This is a genomic window from Aquabacterium commune (genome assembly GCF_004362855.1).
Lineage (GTDB): Bacteria > Pseudomonadota > Gammaproteobacteria > Burkholderiales > Burkholderiaceae_C > Aquabacterium > Aquabacterium commune.
Genome location: NZ_SNXW01000017.1, coordinates 1 through 20,255, shown reverse-complemented (window position 1 = coordinate 20,255; position 20,255 = coordinate 1). Strand labels below are relative to the sequence as shown.

Below are 20,255 nucleotides of genomic sequence, written 5' to 3'. Positions count from 1 at the left end.
AGAACTCTCAGCAAAATCACATGAATAGGGAAAACCACGTCGCCCCAGCGACCAGTTCAGGCCATGCCACGATGTGGCGCGCAGCGATATTCCTGGCGATCTTCGCGGCCCTCCAGGGCTGGTACAGCACTGCAGCGCGTGGCACCTGGATTGAGCGCTTGGTGATCGATCAAATCACGGTCAAATCGGCAGCCACCTTGATCCAGTATTTCGATCCCGACACGGGCGTGCTCCCTATCGGGTCACGTCTTCAGGCCCCAGGTGGCGGCATCAACATCATCAATGGCTGCGAGGGCATAGACGTTTTGTTCTTGATGGTGGCCGCCATGCTCGTGGCGCCGATCTCCATCAAAGCCAGGCTCGTGGGCATTGCGCTGGGCGCCTTGGTGGTCTTGGCCTTGAACCAGGTGCGGGTCATCGGGCTGTTCTATGCCTATCGCATCAATCGCGATCTTTTTGACATGCTGCATGGGGTTGTTGCGCCGCTTTTGCTGATCGTGGCTGTCGCAGGCTGCTTCCTGCTCTGGTTGAACTGGCACACCACAGCAGACCGTGCGCTGAAAACCTCAACATGACCGACTTGGTTCAGCGCAAGGCCTTATCAGGCATCGAAGTCCGCATGCTGGTGCAGCTTCTGGCCGCTGCCGCAGTGTTGATCCCCACAACGGTTCTGTTTGGCGAACGCATCGTTGTGGCGTTGTTGCCCTTGATGCGCGAAGTCTTTGAGTGGGTTGGGGGCGACTTCAAACTGCTGCGACTGGCCGTTGATCGTGAGGGGGCAGACCGCGTGGTTCGCGCCACCGTCATGTGGAAGCACATTGTGTTCATTGGCGGGCACGTCATCTACCCAGACCATCGTGGCACAGCCAATGCCTCGACCTTGATCGCGCATGTCCTGCAAGGGCCACTGGCGGCTTTGCTGGTGACCTGCGCCTGGCCACTGACAGCAGGGACTGGACGCATCGCATGCAAACAGTTGGCGTCTCGCTTGCTGATCCTGAGCCCATGGCTGCTGATTCTGGTCTGTGCGGACGTGCCTGCCGTGCTGGCGGGCGAACTCTGGCAAATGGCGTTGGACGTGCTCGCACCTGGTTCCAAATCTGCGCTTGTCTACTGGAAGAACTTCCTTCAGGGCGGAGGGCGGTACGCGCTTGGCCTGGCTGGTGCCGTTGCGGCCATTCAGCTCACGACGCGACACAGCTGACCAACGCCAGGGCTACGACGTCAGACCCGTCAACGTGATGCAACGCGCATCAAACTGTCACAACTTGTCTGTAACGTGCCCCCTAAAGAAGTAAAGAGTGGGGGGTGTCGTCAACAAGGTTTTCAAGGCAATCTGGCCGTGATGCCCCTCCACCCGCCAATGTACATGTGGAGGACCTATGGGCAATCAGGGTTGTGTAGCTTGGGCTGTCTGGCGTCGCGCGATCGGCGCCGTCGCCTTGCTGACAGGGCAAGTGTTTGTTTCTGCGCAGGCAGGCGTCTACGCGGGACCTGCGCAAAGTGCTGCGGCTTGGTTGGAAAGCCAACAAGCGCAAAGTGATGGCAGTTGGCGCGACACATCCGAGACTCGCACCTTCCTGCAAACCGCCGAGGCCGTTCTCGCCTTGCACCAAGCCAATCGGCGCAACGCGGCCTACTACGCTGGCCAGGCTTGGATCGAAAACCACGATCCGCAGAATCTGGATGCACGCGCTCGCAGGCTGATGGTCTTGCGGGCCACGCAGTCCAGCGCACAACAAGACATTGATGCGCTGCTTGCGGCGGTGAATACGCCTGCTGCAGGACAGTCCGGATGGGGACTCTCCAAACGCTACCGGTCGTCGCCCCTGGATACAGCCCTGGCGCTTGATGCGCTGAGAACCGCAGGTGCGACGTTCTCCAGCGCCCAGGCCATTGCCTACCTCAAGTCCTCACAGTTGACCACCAGCGGTGACCAGGGCTGGGCCGCTGCCGCAGGTAACTCCACGGATGCCTACACCACGGCACGGGTGGTTCAGGCCTTGGCTGCCTACAAGTCGTCTGACACCACCTTGACCGCACCGCTGAACAACGCAGTGGCCACACTCAAGACCAAGGTCACGGCGTCTTCAGCGCCGCACGTTCGTGCGGCAGCGGCTTTGGCCTATTTGCGTTTGGACGCCGCGTCCAATGACGCCAAAACCTTGCTGAACTCTCTTGTCACCATTCAAAGGCCAGACGGAGGATTTGACGCTGGCGTTTTCGCCACTGGCCTGATCACCCAGGCATTCGTTGCAGCCGAAGGCAAAGATGCCAGCACCAGCCGCGAACGTGTTGAGGTGACCGATGCAGCATTGCGTACAGCGATCAATGAAGCCCTGGGGCGCGGTGCGATGGACCAACTCAACAAGGGTGAACTGGCAGAACTCACCACGTTGGACATTTCCAACCGGGGTGTGACCAGCCTCAACGGTTTGCAGCACGCCGTCAACTTGGCCAGCCTGAACGCATCCAACAACGTCATCACCGATACGTCGCCCATCGCCGGATTGATCAATCTGACCAATACCGATCTGAGCGGCAATCCATGTACCGGGCCCGGCTGTGGCACTCAGGTCGCGTCGGGCGATGGCGATACGCCATTACCGTTGTGGGCGCTGGGGATGTTGGGAGCAGCCTTGATGGGCTTGGTTAGCAGAACTGGTCGCAGGTCCGATTCCGGCGCGTGAATAAAGGGAGCTCAATGATGAAACGCACGCACTGCACCGCCGCTCTGCTGGCACTGTTCAGTTTATTGTCATTTGCTCATGCAGAAACCACCACAACGCAGCCATTCAATGTTCCGCAGACGTCGATAACTGCTGCTCGTGGGCTGAGCCCAGAGCAAATCGCGGCCATTCGCAAGGTCGGGCGCAATGTGCTGGCTGCCAAGAAAAGCGGCCAAGAGGACGGCTCAGACGCTGCTCAACTGGCCAGCCTTCGCGCAAGCGTCGATGCTTTGATCACTGCAAACCTCGCGCCGGAGAATCGAGCAGCCATCGCCGCTCAAGACCTAAGCAACGGTGGGGAGCCTAGAGGCAGGCGAGCGCGAGCAGATGGGCGTGAATCCGCTCGTGCGCAGGCGCGTGCGTTGGTGTCGCAACTGCGCCAACGCAGCGAGATCAAGTCCGCGCAGTTCCGCAGTAGCTCGGAAGCCCAAGTCCATTCAGCAGGCCTTGCAATTGGCGAACAACGCGCGCGCCTTTTTGAGCGGCTAGCGCAGAAGCTCGACGTAGCGCTGACGGATGACGGTGTCAATCGTGCCAGCCACCTTCGTGAACTGAGAACACAACTGGAAGCCTCATTCGGTGGCGTCAGCGAGGCACCGCTCAACCACGGTACGCCCACTTTGCAAGCCATGCCATCAGGCTACGTCGCTCCCAAAAAAGATGGCCAACAAAATAGCGACGCCGATGCGCCCAAAAAATAAAGGAGAGGACCATGTTTGACCACTTCGTGAAGGCGCTTCGACGCTGTCTGAGGCACCCTTTCGGTGCCGGTGCATCCTCCATGGCATCACTCACCTGCCTTGGGCTTTTGACTGTGAGTCTGAGCGCTCAGGCACAGATCGTCACAGAGTCCCCTGAAGTCATCTACACAGGCGTGGATGCCCAACCTCTGCGGGACAAAGCCACCCAACTGGGTTCTGCAGCCGCCATCTACGAGTACTTGCATAACACCCTTGAGTATTCTCCGTACCATGGTTCACGGTCTGGTTCAATCAACACGTTCATGGGCCGGCGCGGCAGTGACGTGGACATCTCCAGCACCTTGATCGCCATGCTGCGCTCGCAGCGCATACCGGCTCGATATGCCGTGGGCACAGTACGCATTCCCGCATCACAGGTGACCAACTGGCTGGGTGTTCCGCATCTGGACACAGCCATCGAGGTACTGAAGTCACAGGGCATTCAAGGCGTGGTGCTGTCCACCGATCGAAGCACGGTAGACATGGAGCACGTCTGGGCTGAAGCCTTTATCCCTTTTGATCAGTACCGAGGCATCAACACTGTCAGCCCTTCCGTCGATTGCAGCGTGAGTGCCAATGCAGGCCGCTGCACTTGGGTGGCGCTCGATGCGAGCTTCAAGCAAAAGACCTACAACGGCCTGAACCTTGATCCGTACAACGCAGTCACTTTCGATTACACCGCCTACTACAACGCCATCAAGAACAACGACACCACTCGGCGCGACAAGAACCCGTTGGCGATTCTGGAGGATCAGATCGGCGTCTGGCTACGTAGCAACCATCCTGGCAAAACCCTTGAAGACGTAGAGGATACCGGGCAGATCATCCCTTTGCGCGAGGGGCTACTGCCTGCATCGTTGCCGTTTCAGGTTGTCGGCAACGTTCGCCGCTATGACACGGTCGCTGCCCATGACGCGGTGGTGCCAAACCCTGAACCCAAAAAGTGGGACAAGGTGGTGACCGTCAGCATGCAAATCTGCAAACCGGGCAGCGGCGCCTCCGTATCCATGGGTGATGCGACACTGAGTCTGGTTGATGTGGTGACAAAAAAGCTGACTTCCGTCTTGGAATCTACTCAAGGTGGTCAGGTTGCAGAGCAGGTTTTCAGGCGTGGAACTGAAAAAGTCGGCGGGGGATATATCGACGTATCCGGCGGTGGCGGATCAATCACCTTTGGATGCCCGGAGGGCAGCAAAACACCGCAACTGGGCATGCCTTATTGGATCACCGTTGAGATGGATGGAGCTCCGTCGGTGGTCAGCGGAACACCTGACAGAAAAATCTCCGCCACCTACTCGGCAATCATTGGCGGCTACTACTTGGTTGCCACCGGTGGGGAGTCATCCAATTGGTCTCAGGTGCACCGTGCAGCTGATCAGCTGCTGTCAGCCAATGATCAATACAAAATCGTCTACAACCCAAGCGAGTCTGGTTGTTTGACTGATGGCACCAACTGTACCCCCTACGTGGATTCCAATGGTAATGGCTGGGATGCGAGCGACACCAAGCTGCTGGACAACAGCGCTGCCCTTGATGCTTTGACGGGCGGGTTGCTCTACGTGGGCGCCACCCAGTACTACGCCAAACTGCGTGAGCAGTTTGAGCGGGCTGATCGCCTGATGAAGACCAGGACGCCGGTGCTGGGCTTTCTGGGCGTTGTCAGTTCAGTCTACGAGGCTGAATACGTCGATGGCACTGCATTTGCCATCCTGCCTGGTGGCCTGCTCATCGACATGAAGGGCATCACCATCGGAGGAGCCTACCGAACCAATGAAGCGGCAGTGAACTACTCGAACCGCCAGTTCGAATTCATCGGCCACATCGCTTCGTCACTTGAGCACGAGATCTGGCAGGAACTCACCGGCTACGACGCGGTTTCCACCGTGCGCGGTATCCAGATGGCCCTGGCCAACGGCGCAACCCTACTGAACCCCAAGAAGAATGCAACCAGCGACACGCTTCCAGGTTTGTATGCCAGCTTTGGATTCAGCACCAGCGCGCCAAGTGGATTCACGTACGCCCCCTACACGGTTTTCTCGACCGCACCAGCCACGTGGAGCAGCGCCACCTCTGGCTCGAAGTTCGACACATTCCTGAGCACCGTCAGCACATCCACTGATGCAACGCAGCGCTTAGTTGGCACCTACACCTACGCGCCGTTCAACGGTTTGTATGGGTGGACAAAATGTGTTGCCGATCAGGTCGCCGCAGTCAACAGCTATCCGGCCACCAGCACCCTGACTGGAAGTACATGTGATGGGACACCATTTTCCGGAACCAAAGCCACCGTGCTTTCAGTAATCAGCAACAACTGGTCCGGCACCATCATCCCCTCATACATTGGTCAGAACTATTTCAACTACTTCGACAGGAACAAGGGATTCAGCACATCCGGTCGGGTGTTCCGTGCGTTGCCTTCTGCTGCTGATGCACACGATGCTTTGACAGTCGCAGGCATCCGCAATGACATCTACCTGCGCGACACCTCGCAGAACTGGGTTGAGTACCTGATCCCATCCAAGCTCACGGTCGGCGCTACCTACCGGTTCTCCGTTGACGTAAGAAAGAGCTACGACACGACCAACGGACAATTGACAGGGATCAGCATGAGCATCCTCAACCGTAGCTTGTCTGCAGGCGGCGGGTACGTGGACACCAGCAGTCCAGCACCTTCGATCCAAGTGCGTGACGCCGACAAGCCGACAGAGCCGATTGATGACAAGAAGTCGGCATCGAACATCAATCAAGGGAGATGACATCATGCGCCGATCCACACTCACAGCTGGACGTCATGGAGCATCCATGAACTTCTTGGTCCGCAGTCGCCGCTGCATCTCGACGGTGACGGTTGTTTGCTTTGCGCTGAGCAGCGTCAGCCCTGCGCTGGCTGGCGGTTATGTCGATGGCAACGTTGTGCTGACGCCATCAAGGTCGATCAACCTCCAGAACGCCGGCGTTGGCGGCACAACGCCATCCGTTGCGCCCACCTTCAACAACGATCAGTTCAACGATCAGGTGCTGGTGGGCACCGTCAACAACGACCCCATTCGCACGCCGTCCACTGCCGACCCGGTGTCCACCGTCACGGGCAACAACTACCATGACGAAACCGATTTCGTCATCCGAGGCCGCAATGGCCTGAACACGGTTTTCACGCGCACCTACAACAGCGCGCCCAGTTCCACCAAAGTGGATCGTGGCCTAGGTTATGGCTGGGTGCACAGCTACATGATGCGCTTGAAGTCCAACGATTTCGGCGACTGCCCCAACTGCACCACCAGCCAAAAAGCTGAAAACGGCAACAGCAAGACCAGCTCCATCACCTACACCGACGAACGTGGTGGAGAGCAAAGCTACCTGGTCAACGAAACCAGCTTCGCCGTCACGTCGCCAAAGGGCGTGTACGACACGCTTACGCTGGACAGCCCCAGCGCCGGTCAACACACGCTGACCTTTCGCAACGGCATCAAGTACATCTTTGAGGTGCCGTCTGGCAACCTCAAAACCACGCCGAGCGTGGTTGCTCGCCTCAAGTACATCGACAACCCTTGGGGCGACCGCCTTACGCTGAGCTACGACGGCAATGGGCGCCTGTCCAACATCACCGACAACCTCGGCATCAGTGGCCGCACAGGCATCACCTTCAGCTATCACCCCGATGGCCGGCTCAAGGATGTGACCGACTGGACCGCGCGCAAGTGGAGCTACGCCTACGACACGTCTGGCAACCTGCAGACGATGACCAACCCCTTGTCGCAGGTGCTGACGTACAGCTACGACACGCCCAAGCACCTGCTGACCAGCATCGCCAAGCCCCTGCAGCGTGACGGCAAGACGGTGGCCACCAAGTTCAAGTACTACGAGAACGGTCGCACCTTCCAGCAGACCAACAGCTTCGATGTGGGCGACACGCTGGACTATGACCTCTACCGAAAGAGCACCCGCGTGACGGACGCCCGAGGCGGCGTGCGCGAGTACCACTACGACGACAACGGCCGCATGACCAAGCTCGTGGAACCCGACGGCGGCGTGCTGCTGTTCGAGAACCAGGGCGACGCCATCCGCAGCAAGAAATACGACGCGCTGGGCTATGCCACCACCTACAGCTACCGCGCTGACAAGGCCTTCACCGGCACCTCCGATGCCTTTGGCAACGTCACCCGCGAGCAAGATGCCCTGAACCGCACGGTGGACATCACCTACGGTTCACTGGACCAGGTGGCCACCACCCGCGACAAACGCGGCACCACCAGCACCACCACTTTTGCCACCTCAACCTCGGGCTGTGATTACAACCAACGTCCCAAGGAAACCCGCATCAGCGCGTTGACATCGGCCGGCACCACCAGCACCAACGTGCTGCTGGCCAGCCTGTGCTGGAACAGCAATGCCACGCTGAATTACAGCCGCCAGTACCTGGATGCCACGCGCTACCGCGAAACCCGCTTGACCTACCAGCCCGGCAGCAACGGCCTGAACGTCAGCCAGGAAGACATCGTGGGCATGCCCTCAGGCACCACCGTCACCAAGACCTACACCTACGACAGCCTGGGCCGCAAGAAGACCGAAACCCTCAAGCGCCGCACCAGCCCCACCAACGCCACGCTGATCGACCTGACCACCAGCTACGACTACGACGCGCTGGACCGCGTGGTCAAGGTCACCGACAGCCTTGGCAACGAGGTCATCAACCGCTTCGATGCCAATGGCATGCCCTGGCAAGTGACGCACCGCTACAAGCGCAGCAACGGCACGTTCGAGGAGCGCAACGTCGTCACCCGCACCTTTGACGCAGCCGACCGCGTCAAGACCGAGGCCGACGCCCAAGGCAACACCACCACCTACGCCTACGATGACGCAGGCAACGTGATCACCGTGACGGACGCCGAAGGCCACACCACGCGCTTCGAGTACGACGCCATGAACCGCCGCACCGCCGTGGTGGACGCCACAGGCTACCGAACGGAGACGATCTACAACCTGCGCGGCGACGTGGTGGGCGTCAAGAACGCCAACGACGAGAAGGCCAGCTTTGAGATCGACGAGCTGGGCCGTAAGAAGGCCGCCATCGACGCCAAGGGCTACCGCAGCGAGTTCCAGTACGACGAAAATGGTAACCTCACCTGCGTGATCGATGCCAACGCCCAGGCGGGCCTGAAGCCCAAGAACACCCTGGGCTGCACAGAGCACCGCGCCTACGACGAACTCAACCGCGTCACCAAGATCACCGACGCACTCAATGGCGAAACCAGCTTCACCTACGACCTGCTGGGCAACCGCCTGACGGTGAAGGACGCCGAAGCCAAGACCTGGACCTTCGCCTACGACGACCTGGGCCGGCTGACCAGCGAAACCGACCACAGCGCCAAGGCCATCGCCTACAAGCCTGACCAGGCCGGCAACGTCTACGAGAAGACCAACCGGCTGAACGAAGTCAGCCGCTACACCTTCGACAACGGCAACCGCCTGACCCGGGTGGACTACCTCAAGGACAACACGGCCGAGACCTTTGGCTATGACCCCGCAGGCAACCGCAACACCGCTGCCAACGGCAACGTGAGCTACACCTTCACCTGGGACAGCCTCAACCGCCTGGAGCGCAAGGACGACAGCCGGGGCCGCTTCATGGCCTTCACCTTTGACAAGGTGGGCAACATCCTGACCAAGACCACCTACCAGGGCTCAACCACCAGCTACGTGTACAACGCGGCCAACCGCCTGGTGATGCTGCGCAACCCGGACTACACGCAGGTGGACTACCAGTACGACCCGGCCGGCCGCTTGCTCAGCCGCGTGACCGCCAACGGTGCGCGCCTGACCCAGCAGTTCGACGCCAACGGCTGGGCCACGCAGCTGAGCCAGTATGACGCGGCCAACAACCTGGTCAGCCAAACCAGCTACACACGCGACCGCGTGGGCAACATCACCAGCCAGAGCGATGCCGGCGGCACCAGCAGCTACACGCTCGATGCGCTGTACCGCCTGACGCAAGCCGACCTGCCCGGTGCGGCCAACGACGAGCTGTTCAGCTACGACAAGGTGGGCAACCGCAAGACCTACACCAAAGGCAGCTTGAGCCAAGGTGGCAGCACACGCTTCTACAACTACACAGCCAACACCAACCGCCTGACCGACATCCGCATCGGCAGCGCCACGGGCACGGTGGAGTCGAGCTTCGCGCACGACTTCGAAGGCCGCCTCACCAGCCAGACCGGCATCGGCGCCAAGACGCTGACCTGGGACGCCAAGGGCCGCGTCAAGACCGTGGGCGCAGAAAGCTACAGCTACGACCCGATGGACTACCGCATCGGCAGATCAGGTGGCAGCCTGGGCAACCGCAGCTACTTCCTGGAAGGCGAGCACCTGGAGAGCGAGTACTCAGGCGAACAACTGCAAGCCAAGTACTTCCGCGGCAGCGGCGTGGACGAGCTGGTGGCCGCGTGGATGTACGACACGGACAGCAAGCTCAAGCCGTTCTTGTTCCACCATGACCAAGTGACCAGCACCACGGCGGTGACCGGGCACAACGGGGGTACCACGCAGAGTGTGAAGTACGCGGCCTTTGGTGCGGTGCAGTCCAGCACGGGAAGCAGCCCGAATAGGCTGAAGTACACCGGCCGCGAGGATGATGGCTCTGGGCTTTATTACTACAGAGCGCGTTATTACGATCCGGCCATCGGGCGGTTTGTGTCGGAAGACCCACTGGGATTTGCCTCTGGCGACGTCAACTTCTACCAGTACACAGGATCGAACCCCATAAATGCGAATGATCCGAGTGGGCATGTCCTCAACTTCATCGTTGGCGGGGGGGCGAACGTCGCAATCGGTTTGGGACTGGCCAAGCTGACGGGCCAGAACTACTCGTGGGGCGATGCGGGACGGGACTTCGCAATTGGCGTGGCGACCTCTGGTGCGGGCGCGGCTATAAAAGCAGCACAAATTTCCCGAGCCCTCAACGAAGCACGCACTGTCGGCTCCGTGATCGGAACGGCCCAGAAGACTGGCACTATCGGCCACGCAACCCGTATCGAGTATGAAGCAGCAAAGGCATTGGATGCCGGGGCAGATGCGGTGTATCTCAATCGCGCTTGGGGAACTGCCTCTGGGGTGAAGTCGGTAGGCAATCTGGCAAAGCGCCCAGATTTGATTGTTCAAGAAGGAGCCGCATTACGGGGCATAGAGGTTGCATCCAAGACAGACACGGTGGGAAATCTAAGCGCCAGGCTTAGCGCAGGCGTAAAGGGAGTGAACAGTAGCGGATCGGGGTTAAGCGCCGTCGAATCAACCGCTGATGATGTAATCGGAGCGTTCGGGGCTAAGTTTGGCACGAAGACCTATGGTTTTACGCCGCTCCCCACCACGTACGGTCTCGGCACTGCGCTGGGTCTTGATGTTGGCTATCAGGGGCTCAGCTATTCGGGTAGTGCGAATGCGGCGGGCGGAGGGTTCTTGATTTATCCGAACAAGAGCAATACAAACACCATGCAATCGGTATACAGCAAGTGATGTTGAGCGACCGACTTCCAGGGGGCGTTCAACACGCCCTCTGTTTCCATGGGTTCTCACCAATCGACTCGGAAAAGTGGCGTGCCGCCTACGATTTGTCTCGCAGGTGCCACGAAAGGCTAGGCATACATCCGGATCAGGTGACGTTGGATGACGTGCCTGATCTGTCGGAGGAAACGAGATGGATTGATTCTTGGGAGAAATGGCTAGAGAAACACTCATTTCCGATGCCGTCGTCCCTAGTCATCGGCACAAACATCATCAAGCGATTTAAATTACCTTGGGTGCCAAACAATAGAGCGCATTCCGTGATCACAATGGGAGTTGGGGCGCCTGCCTATTTCGAAGACGGGAGACCACTTACCGATGATGGGGGGCAGTTTCTGTTCTATTGCGACGCAGCTTTGCATCGCCAAGCGCTAGATCACTTTGATGCGATGGCCCTGGATGCTTGGACATCGGTTGGCTTTTCCTATGGCTACGCATTCACCTATCAATTGCGTGGCGCAATAGATCCACTGGGATTTTGCTTCGGACTTCCTCGCCGGGGAGACATGTCTGATTTCAATGAAGCACGTGCACGATGGGCTACTTTTCGACGAAGAACTCCTGAAGGGTGTCGCTTCTCTGCATGGATGGATAAACAGCAGGGCAATCCTGCTTCGGAACTTGTCCCTGGTCCCAGCTACAGCGAACGACTGCGCGACGTCTTTCCTTTGAACTACCTCGTAGCTTCTCATCTGGCGTTAACCGTCGGATCGTCAAGTCTCGGCGAATGGATCGAGCAAGACTCCTCACGTGGAACGTTGAGACAACTGGCCGACGGCTTATGGTGCTGGGCGGTAGATGAAATAGGCATTCCCGCTGTCCGGTGTTCACTTGAACCAAGCGGCCTGTTGGTCGCTCCTGGTGGGCGTTGATGCTGATCATGGCAGACGCACAACGCTGTGAATCCCACTTGATCTACGAAGCAGGCGCCAACGGCCTACCGCAGCGAGTTCCAGTACGACGAAAATGGTAACCTCACCTGCGTGATCGATGCCAACGCCCAGGCGGGCCTGAAGCCCAAGAACACCCTGGGCTGCACAGAGCACCGCGCCTACGACGAACTCAACCGCGTCACCAAGATCACCGACGCACTCAATGGCGAAACCAGCTTCACCTACGACCTGCTGGGCAACCGCCTGACGGTGAAGGACGCCGAAGCCAAGACCTGGACCTTCGCCTACGACGACCTGGGCCGGCTGACCAGCGAAACCGACCACAGCGCCAAGGCCATCGCCTACAAGCCTGACCAGGCCGGCAACGTCTACGAGAAGACCAACCGGCTGAACGAAGTCAGCCGCTACACCTTCGACAACGGCAACCGCCTGACCCGGGTGGACTACCTCAAGGACAACACGGCCGAGACCTTTGGCTATGACCCCGCAGGCAACCGCAACACCGCTGCCAACGGCAACGTGAGCTACACCTTCACCTGGGACAGCCTCAACCGCCTGGAGCGCAAGGACGACAGCCGGGGCCGCTTCATGGCCTTCACCTTTGACAAGGTGGGCAACATCCTGAGCAAGACCACCTACCAGGGCAGCACCACCGCTTATGTGTACAACGCGGCCAACCGCCTGGTGATGCTGCGCAACCCCGACTACACGCAGGTGGACTACCAGTACGACCCGGCAGGCCGCCTGCTCAGCCGCGTGACCGCCAACGGCGCACGCCTGACCCAGCAGTTCGACGCCAACGGCTGGGCCACGCAGCTGAGCCAGTATGACGCGGCCAACAACCTGGTCAGCCAGACCAGCTACACACGCGACCGCGTGGGCAACATCACCAGCCAGAGCGATGCCGGCGGCACCAGCAGCTTCACGCTCGATGCGCTGTACCGCCTGACGCAAGCCGACCTGCCCGGTGCGGCCAACGACGAGCTGTTCAGCTACGACAAAGTGGGCAACCGCAAGACCTACACCAAAGGCAGTTTGAGCCAAGGTGGCAGCACGCGCTTCTACAACTACACAGCCAACACCAACCGGCTGGCAGACATCCGCATCGGCAGCGCCACGGGCACGGTGGAGTCGAGCTTCGTGCACGACTTCGAAGGCCGGCTCACAAGCCAGAGCGGCATCGGCGCCAAGACGCTGACCTGGGACGCCAAGGGCCGAGTCAAGACCGTGGGCGCAGAAAGCTACAGCTACGACCCGATGGACTACCGCATCGGCAGATCAGGTGGCGGCCTGGGCAACCGCAGCTATTTCCTGGAAGGCGAGCACCTGGAGAGCGAGTACTCAGGCGAACAACTGCAAGCCAAGTACTTCCGGGGCAGCGGCGTGGACGAGCTGGTGGCCGCGTGGATGTACGACACGGACAGCAAGCTCAAGCCCTTCTTGTTCCACCACGATCAGGTCACCAGCACCACGGCGGTGACCGGGCACAACGGGGGTACCACGCAGAGCGTCAAGTACAGCGCCTTCGGCCAAACCCAATCGACCACAGGAAGCAGCCCGAATCGGTTGAAATACACCGGTAGAGAAGAGGACGGCACGGGCTTGATGTACTACCGCGCCCGCTATTACGATCCAGTCATCGGTAGATTTATTTCCGAAGACTCCATGGGGTTCGGAGCTGGGGATGTCAATTTTTATCAATACGCTGGCGCAAACCCCATCAACGCCAATGATCCCAGTGGACACTTCCTACAATTCCTTCCAGCCCTTGCAAATGTGGCACGAGCGGCTTTCACGGTAGTTAATGCCACTCGAACTGCTAGCACGGTAACGCAAGCGGCTGCAATCGGTGCAGGGACAAGTGTTGCGGTAGGCGGGGCAATTCGCGGGGCAACTGGTCAGCCTGTATTCGATACCCGCGCGATGACGTTTGATGCCGCTGTTGGCGGAGCGTTTGGCGTCGGCGGACAAGCTTACAATGCGTTACGAATCGCAGGTTCCTCTCCTGTGGCAAAGGGATCATTCGCCTCGGCCTTGGCCGAGAGGCAGCTTGGGAATAGCATCATTGGTGCGGAAGTCAAGGTGGCTGCGGGTGGCGCTCGTCCGCGCCTAGACTACTTGACCCAGGTTGGCGATGATTTGCTCGGCGTAGAAGTCAAGTTTGGTAACGCGTCGCTTACGTCGGCACAGCGAACAGGCTATGGCGCAATCAATGCCGGTGAGCCCAGCAGACTGTTTGGCAGCGTCGCGAGGGATATCGGTGTAGACGGGCTTGGCGTTAGCAGCGTCAATGTCCTTCGATTTGGAGCCCTTGATGGAGCACCGGGCTTGTCAAGTGTGCTGGGGGGGGCCGCTGCTGGCAGCTTCAGCAACCTGTCTGGCATGGGTAGTGGATCAGCGGCGGGCGGTGGCTTCTTGCTTTACCCCAATAAAATCAATTCCAACATGATGGAATCGGTATACAGCAAATGACCCTGAGGACTTTTTTCTTGCGGCGATGGGATGATTTGACTAAATTCATCGATTCATATCGAGATATTCAGTTCAAGTTGCCTCCAAAGCCCAAGCATGAGCCATTGACAACAAGGCAAATGAAAGCTCGACTGCAGGAAGAGCTAGATCGAACGCTGGAGGAATACGGCTTTTTTTTGCTGGAATCCAACTCGGAGGTGGTAACGTGGGTGCGTGCCCACCCTTTGGTGGGGCAGGATAAAATGTCAATTCATTTTCTCACCAAACACGCCCCGGAAATACTGCGCGTTGACATAGCAGTAGGATTCATTGTCCCCATAATAAAGGAATCTCTATCCAAAGTCTGCGGCGAAAATATCGCCTCCGACGGAAATACAGTTGTCGGAAGTTTCTTCTCTGGAACCAGGCTCATCCGCGCGTACGACGATCCCCTTCGCCCCAAGCGGCGCCCCCCGTTCCCGGATAGCTTTACTTTCAGGAACACTGACTTTCGTGTGGAGGAAGTTGAATTTCTGAAGCAAACAATTCGAAACCACGCACTACCTTACTATGCGCGGTTCAAGTCGCTTGGCGATTTGAGAACGATTAGCAAATCAGCAGAAAATCAAGCTGCGCTTCTTGTATGGTTGGGAGAGTCAGAATCGGCAATCAGCCTATTGAATGAAGAGTTAGGAAAACCCATCAGACGGTACAGCGCCGATATGCGCGCCAGATTAGAGCGCTTGCGAAATAGCATTGAGACCGGGGAACTGCAAAAGCTTCTGGCAGAAACTGACTGAACGTCAGCCAAAAGACATCGTGAACATGCATGCTTGACTGCGGTATCGCTGGTGCTGACAGCCTGACCAACTGGGTCATCAACCGCTTCAATGCCAATGGCAGGCCCTTGCAAGTGAGACACCGTGGCCGTGTTGCCGCTTGCCTTGCAGCCCTACGGGTTAACACTGGTGAGAAGCCGGGAGCTCTCGCACCGAAACCGAGATCACCCCGGTTTGACGCCACGAATCGCAGATTTGAAAGTGAACAGGAAAGTCAATGAAATCAACGATCTACCAACACCACCTCCGCGCCAGTGCTAGCTTTTCGTACCGTCACTTATTGCACTGAAAACGAGGAGACCCCGAGCAGGGAAGCCAAGATCGCTTGAAAGCGATGTTGAGACGAGCTGTGCAGCGACTCGACAGGCCTCAACAGGCGGGAACCTGTCGTGCCAAGAGAGCGTGAACTCCTCCGTGAGTAGCATCCTGGCCACGCGCAAGAACTCACCGCCCTCGATGGCATAGTCGGACATCTGGTCTCCGACACGCTTGCCGCCTGGCTGCCCAGTGTCACTGGGCATGAGGCCTATGGCCTCCATCTTTTTGGCCCACTCACCGTTGTGATATCGGCCTCGACCAGGCTCACCAAAGTGGTGCTGCCAGAGATGGACCATCTCATGGACCAACGTCTGCAGGGTCTCCAAAATGGTGACCACGGAGAAGTAGGTCGGATTGAGCGCGATCTCATCTGTGTGCTGGCCAAGCCTGTTGCCAAATCGCGCGGCCGAGAAGTACCCCACGCTGGTTTTCTCGCGCTGAAGGGTCAGCATGCACGTAGGCAGCGTGCCCTGGAACAGCTCACGGTTGAAGACGTCATAGGCGTGCTGCAGCTCCAGAGCGATCTCGATGTGCGGTGTTGACTTGGCCATGGGCTCCCTTCCCTCCCTCAATCTCTGTATTGTGTAATACATTTTCAAGACTGACTAGCGCGGCATGCTAATTGCCATTAGGATGCCGCTTGATTAAATGCCTTAAATGGGCATTTTCGGGATTGCCCTATCAACTGCGATTGCGTCTCATTAGCATTTGATGGCGAAAAAAGGCATTCACCCTACGCAAACCAGCTCATGACCTCCCTGTTCTCAGAACCCACCAGCCAAGCCCCCCGCAAGCGCGGGCGCCCCAAAGGGGCGAAGACGGCAGACGTCAGGACTCAGGCAATTGGGGTGTGCCATTTCGCCTTCCTGAGGGCCTGGATAAGCGGCGTGACGCTGCACAAGGCCTGGGAGCGGTATTTGGCCTTCGATGGCGGTAGCAACGATGAGCGACACATCAAGGCGGTGCGCGATCGCCTGTACGACCAGGTCGTGGCCGACGGGCGCGCGATCAACGAGCGGCTGCCTGACGATCAGAAGATCGACCGCTTCCTGCTGGTGATGGGAGACAAGCCGAAGCCAGAATCGCTGTTCGTCATGCCTTCCATGGAAGAGTTCTGCGAACAGGAAGGGCTGGATCCCGATTTCTACAGCGAAGCGGAGCTGGCTGAAATCATGCGGGAACACTACCCGGTAGATCAGCCTCAAGAAGACGAGCCGCTGGTCCTGGAACGCAAGAACCCTGACGTGAACGCACACGTGCAGGCACTCAACGTGTTGCAGCTCCACTTGGCCAAGCCAGCGACAGAAGATGACGAGCTGGGGCGGTGGTTCACAAAGGCACTCAGCAAGAAGCTTGGAACTGAGGCAGGCGCAAAAACGCTAGGCGACCTGGTGCGGTACATCAACGTGCATGGCCACGCCTGGTACAGGCGCATCAGCTCACTTGGGCCCACTCGCGCGAAGCGCATCATCGACTGGCTTGTGTCCTTGGATCCTGATGGCGAAATGCCAGGTCTTCGCCTGCGGGACCACGCCTACGGCCCGATCACGGATGCGGTGGCCAGCGTGGGCGGGCAGGTTGCCACCCCAACACCGAGCCCGCGCTTCGGCCTGGTGCCGATCGAGCGAATCGCGGTGCCAGACGTATTGCTTGGGCGCGATGGCTACCTCAGGGCCGCAGGCCCAAACACACTTGGCGCCGAAACCGATGCACAGGCCATTCAGGCCTGGTTGGCTTGCTACGAAGACAGGCCGAAAACGCTCGACACCTACAAACGCGACATCGAGCGCTTTTGGCTTTGGTGCCTGGTGCAAAAGCGAAAACCACTGTCGTCCATCACCAGCATGGACTGCGCTGAGTACAAGCGCTTCCTGGAAGCGCCACCGGCAGATTGGATCCAAGAGCGGCCAGAGCCTCGATCGTCCGAGCGTTGGCGCCCGTTCAGGGGCAAGTTGTCAGCGTCCAGCCAGAAACAGGCCTTGACCATCATCAGCATCTGCTTTGAGAGCCTGGTGTCCGACGGCTACCTCATTGGGAACCCGATGACAGGAACGCTCAAGAAATCGAAGCTCAAGCGCGCGGCCACGAAGACTGATCGCGGGTTCACGCTCCCGCAGTGGAACTGGATCTGGGCGTGCACGTCACAAGTACGTGACGTGGTGCGCCGGGAACGCCTGAGGCTCACGCTCAAGCTGCTGGTGACAACAGGCTTGCGCTTGGATGAGCTTACAAGGGCCAGGAGAGGCGATCTGAGCCACGTTCAGGTTGAGGATGACCCCATGGCCCCAGACACGGGGGAAAAAGCCTGGATTCTGGATGTGGTGGGAAAGGGGGACGTGGAGCGCGAGGTGCCGGTACCGGATGACGTGGTGGCAATGATCGACGCCCACATGAGGCGGTATGTTGCTCTGGCCGGAGAGCGATGGCAGGATCTCGATCAGGCGGCTGTTGCTGCGCTGCCGCTTGTAGCCCAGGTGAGCCACCCAGTCGGCTCTTCGCTGGGTGGCAGGGTGGCCATCACCCCGCTAGAACGGTCTGGCGTCTATCGCATGCTCAAGCGATACTTCCAATTCGTTGCCAAGCAGGGAGTCGCCGCAGGGCGCCTTGATGGCCCCCAATTCTTGAAGGCCTCAACACATTGGCTCAGACACACATTCGGCAAGCTGTCCGTTGCCAGCGGCACGCCCCTCGATGTGGTCAAGGAAGCGATGGGGCACGCATCCTTGTCCACCACGTCGATCTACACGACGGCAGGAAGATCCCGGATGATCAAGCAGTTGAGGACACTTCCCCCAGGGGATCTACCGACGTTCACCGTCAGTGAACGTCAATAGCCCCTCAAGCTCAGGCAACTCGCTCGGGTTGCCCACGCAGATCGAACAAAATCCACAGCCCACGCTCGGGCGCAATCTCCCTCATCGGGCGCGGCCAGTGGTTGCGCCACCTGTTGTCAAAGTGATAAACCGATGGGGACTTTCCGCTGTAGCTTGCGATGATTCGCAGCGCGTCAGCACGACTGCTTGCACAGACAAACGCAGCGACCTCATCCATTCTCTCCACAGCATCCCAGCGGGGATCGTCACGCTTGATGCATGAGTCAACCGGGCCATACCAAAGCTGAAGCTCCGACATGTTTTCAATACTCCGATCACGTTAATAGCCTGGGGCCAGGCTCTCGAACTTGGAAATGGCCTTCAGGAATGACAGCTTCACCGTCCCAGTGGGTCCGTTGCGCTGCTTGCTGATGATCACCTCCGCAACGCCTGGCTCCTTCGATTCCTTGTTGTAGTACTCATCGCGGTAGATGAACATGATGACGTCCGCATCCTGCTCGATCGCACCTGACTCTCGCAAGTCAGACATCATCGGGCGCTTATCAGGCCGCGATTCAACGCTGCGATTCAACTGAGACAATGCGATCACTGGGCACTGCAGCTCTTTCGCGAGGGCTTTAAGACCACGCGAGATCTCGCCGATCACGGTCGCACGGTTTTCCGAAATGTTCTTGGCGCCGCCAGGCACTTCGGATGCAGACATGAGCTGCAGATAGTCCACGATGATCAGGCCCAGCTTGCCTCCGCACTCACGCGCCTTGCGGCGTGCACGCGCTCGCAGCTCATTCGGTCCGAGGCCTGCCGTCTCGTCAATGAATATGGGCGCACGCCCCAAGCGCTCGACAGTCTCAGAGAGACGACTCCATTCGTCATCATTGAGCGCTCCGGTACGCAGGGCAGAGTGATCAATTCGACCAACAGAAGACAGCATGCGGTTTGTCAACTGGCTGGCCCCCATCTCCATGGAGAAGATCAGCACTGGCAGATTGGCATCAATGGCCGCGTGCTCACCGATGTTGATGGCTAGTGCCGTCTTGCCCATCGACGGGCGGGCAGCGAGAACAATGAGATCCCCGGACTGCAGCCCGGACGTCATGCGATCCAGGTCGTGATAGCCCGTGGCCACGCCAGTCACATCCTTGGCACCGCTATCTGCCATGGCTGAAATGCGGTCGATTGCGTTCACCACCAAGCTATCCATGCCGTGCCAAATTTGCTTGTTGCGAGCCCCTTCCTCGCCGATCCGAAGCACTCGGGTTTCGGCCTCATCCAGGATCTGGCTGACTGGCCGACCAGCTGGTGCCAGAGCATTGGCAATCATTTCATCACCGGCCACGATCAGCTTGCGCAGCACTGCGCGCTCACGAACGATCTCGCCATAACGACGAGAGTTGGCCGCGCTCGGCACGCTCTGCGCGAGGTTGTTGAGGTACTGCAGGCCTCCGCACTCCTCAGCCAGTGCACGGCTCTTGAGGTGCTCAAACACCGTGAGCACATCGGCAGGCTTGGTTGCGTTGATCAATGCACCAATCGAGGCGTAAATCTCTTGGTGTTCATGTCGGTAAAAGTCCTGTGAAGTCAACAAGTCAGATACGTTGTCCCACACCGTGTTGTCGAGCAGCAGGCCGCCCAGGACACTCTGCTCAGCCTCAACCGAATGCGGGGGCACACGGATCTGTGACAGCTCATCCTCGGCGCCTGCTACAGGGCTAGATCGTTGTTTCATTGAGGTGTCCTTTGCATCAGCGACGTGGCGAAGACGCCTCTTGGATCAGCTCATCGAGCTTGCTGTCTTCGTAGGCTGTCCGCGCCGATCCAAATCTGAGCCACTGTGCCGATCCAGTATTGAGCCAGGGCTGGTAGCCGACCAAAGGGTGGTCAGCTGTGGATAAGTGTA

At 58.8% G+C, this 20,255-nt stretch carries 12 protein-coding genes; 10 read left to right on the top strand and 2 right to left on the bottom strand.

The window, feature by feature from the left end:
* Positions 1-20: 20 nt before the first annotated feature.
* The 9 genes from EV672_RS17750 to EV672_RS17710 all read left to right on the top strand — a co-directional run bounded on the left by EV672_RS17750 (position 21) and on the right by EV672_RS17710 (position 15,167).
* On the top strand, positions 21-575 hold the full coding sequence (locus tag EV672_RS17750; protein WP_133611297.1) for an archaeosortase/exosortase family protein: 555 nt from the start codon (positions 21-23) through the stop codon (positions 573-575).
* The gene (locus tag EV672_RS17745) at positions 572-1,204 is read left to right on the top strand and encodes a hypothetical protein (RefSeq protein WP_133611296.1); all 633 of its coding nucleotides are present in this window, start codon (positions 572-574) and stop codon (positions 1,202-1,204) included. Before EV672_RS17750 ends, EV672_RS17745 begins: the two co-directional genes overlap by 4 nt.
* Before the next feature lie 178 nt (positions 1,205-1,382).
* The gene (locus EV672_RS17740) at positions 1,383-2,690 is read left to right on the top strand and encodes a prenyltransferase/squalene oxidase repeat-containing protein (protein ID WP_133611295.1); all 1,308 of its coding nucleotides are present in this window, start codon (positions 1,383-1,385) and stop codon (positions 2,688-2,690) included.
* A 17-nt stretch (positions 2,691-2,707) separates the two neighbouring features.
* Positions 2,708-3,430 carry a hypothetical protein gene (locus tag EV672_RS17735; RefSeq protein ID WP_133611294.1) on the top strand — a complete coding sequence of 241 codons (723 nt, stop codon included), beginning with the start codon at positions 2,708-2,710 and terminating at the stop codon, positions 3,428-3,430.
* Positions 3,431-3,441: 11 nt separating this feature from the next.
* Positions 3,442-6,225: a transglutaminase-like domain-containing protein gene (locus EV672_RS17730; RefSeq protein ID WP_208110807.1), complete on the top strand. Its 2,784-nt coding sequence runs from the start codon at positions 3,442-3,444 to the stop codon at positions 6,223-6,225.
* A 46-nt stretch (positions 6,226-6,271) separates the two neighbouring features.
* Positions 6,272-10,975: an RHS repeat-associated core domain-containing protein gene (locus EV672_RS17725; protein ID WP_133611293.1), complete on the top strand. Its 4,704-nt coding sequence runs from the start codon at positions 6,272-6,274 to the stop codon at positions 10,973-10,975.
* A gap of 140 nt (positions 10,976-11,115) precedes the next feature.
* Positions 11,116-11,895: a hypothetical protein gene (locus EV672_RS17720; RefSeq protein ID WP_133611292.1), complete on the top strand. Its 780-nt coding sequence runs from the start codon at positions 11,116-11,118 to the stop codon at positions 11,893-11,895.
* Between the two features lie 111 nt (positions 11,896-12,006).
* Positions 12,007-14,388, top strand: coding sequence for an RHS repeat-associated core domain-containing protein (locus EV672_RS17715; RefSeq protein WP_133611291.1), 2,382 nt, complete (start codon positions 12,007-12,009; stop codon positions 14,386-14,388).
* Positions 14,385-15,167, top strand: a complete 783-nt coding sequence (locus tag EV672_RS17710) for a hypothetical protein (protein ID WP_133611290.1) — start codon at positions 14,385-14,387, stop codon at positions 15,165-15,167. Before EV672_RS17715 ends, EV672_RS17710 begins: the two co-directional genes overlap by 4 nt.
* 296 nt (positions 15,168-15,463) lie before the next feature.
* Here the strand turns inward: EV672_RS17710 and EV672_RS17705 are convergent, their stop codons facing one another.
* Positions 15,464-16,075: a SprT-like domain-containing protein gene (locus EV672_RS17705; protein ID WP_208110806.1), complete on the bottom strand. Its 612-nt coding sequence runs from the start codon at positions 16,073-16,075 to the stop codon at positions 15,464-15,466.
* A gap of 198 nt (positions 16,076-16,273) precedes the next feature.
* Between EV672_RS17705 and EV672_RS17700 the strand changes: the two genes are divergently transcribed.
* Complete coding sequence (locus EV672_RS17700; protein ID WP_133611289.1) at positions 16,274-18,358, top strand: site-specific integrase; 2,085 nt, start codon at positions 16,274-16,276, stop codon at positions 18,356-18,358.
* A 319-nt stretch (positions 18,359-18,677) separates the two neighbouring features.
* Here EV672_RS17700 and dnaB read toward each other — a convergent pair whose 3' ends face one another.
* Entirely contained in the window at positions 18,678-20,084 is a 1,407-nt protein-coding gene (gene dnaB / locus EV672_RS17695; protein WP_133611288.1) for a replicative DNA helicase, read from the bottom strand.
* Between the last annotated feature and the right edge of the window lie 171 nt (positions 20,085-20,255).

What these genes read in the sequence shown, in the direction of transcription:
- EV672_RS17750 (WP_133611297.1), top strand. Translation starts at nt 21, where the DNA reads ATGAATAGGGAAAACCACGTCGCCCCAGCGACCAGTTCAGGCCATGCC.
- EV672_RS17745 (WP_133611296.1), top strand. Translation starts at nt 572, where the DNA reads ATGACCGACTTGGTTCAGCGCAAGGCCTTATCAGGCATCGAAGTCCGC.
- EV672_RS17740 (WP_133611295.1), top strand. Translation starts at nt 1,383, where the DNA reads ATGGGCAATCAGGGTTGTGTAGCTTGGGCTGTCTGGCGTCGCGCGATC.
- EV672_RS17735 (WP_133611294.1), top strand. Translation starts at nt 2,708, where the DNA reads ATGAAACGCACGCACTGCACCGCCGCTCTGCTGGCACTGTTCAGTTTA.
- EV672_RS17730 (WP_208110807.1), top strand. Translation starts at nt 3,442, where the DNA reads ATGTTTGACCACTTCGTGAAGGCGCTTCGACGCTGTCTGAGGCACCCT.
- EV672_RS17725 (WP_133611293.1), top strand. Translation starts at nt 6,272, where the DNA reads ATGAACTTCTTGGTCCGCAGTCGCCGCTGCATCTCGACGGTGACGGTT.
- EV672_RS17710 (WP_133611290.1), top strand. Translation starts at nt 14,385, where the DNA reads ATGACCCTGAGGACTTTTTTCTTGCGGCGATGGGATGATTTGACTAAA.
- EV672_RS17705 (WP_208110806.1), bottom strand. Translation starts at nt 16,075, where the DNA reads ATGGCCAAGTCAACACCGCACATCGAGATCGCTCTGGAGCTGCAGCAC.
- EV672_RS17700 (WP_133611289.1), top strand. Translation starts at nt 16,274, where the DNA reads ATGACCTCCCTGTTCTCAGAACCCACCAGCCAAGCCCCCCGCAAGCGC.
- dnaB (WP_133611288.1), bottom strand. Translation starts at nt 20,084, where the DNA reads ATGAAACAACGATCTAGCCCTGTAGCAGGCGCCGAGGATGAGCTGTCA.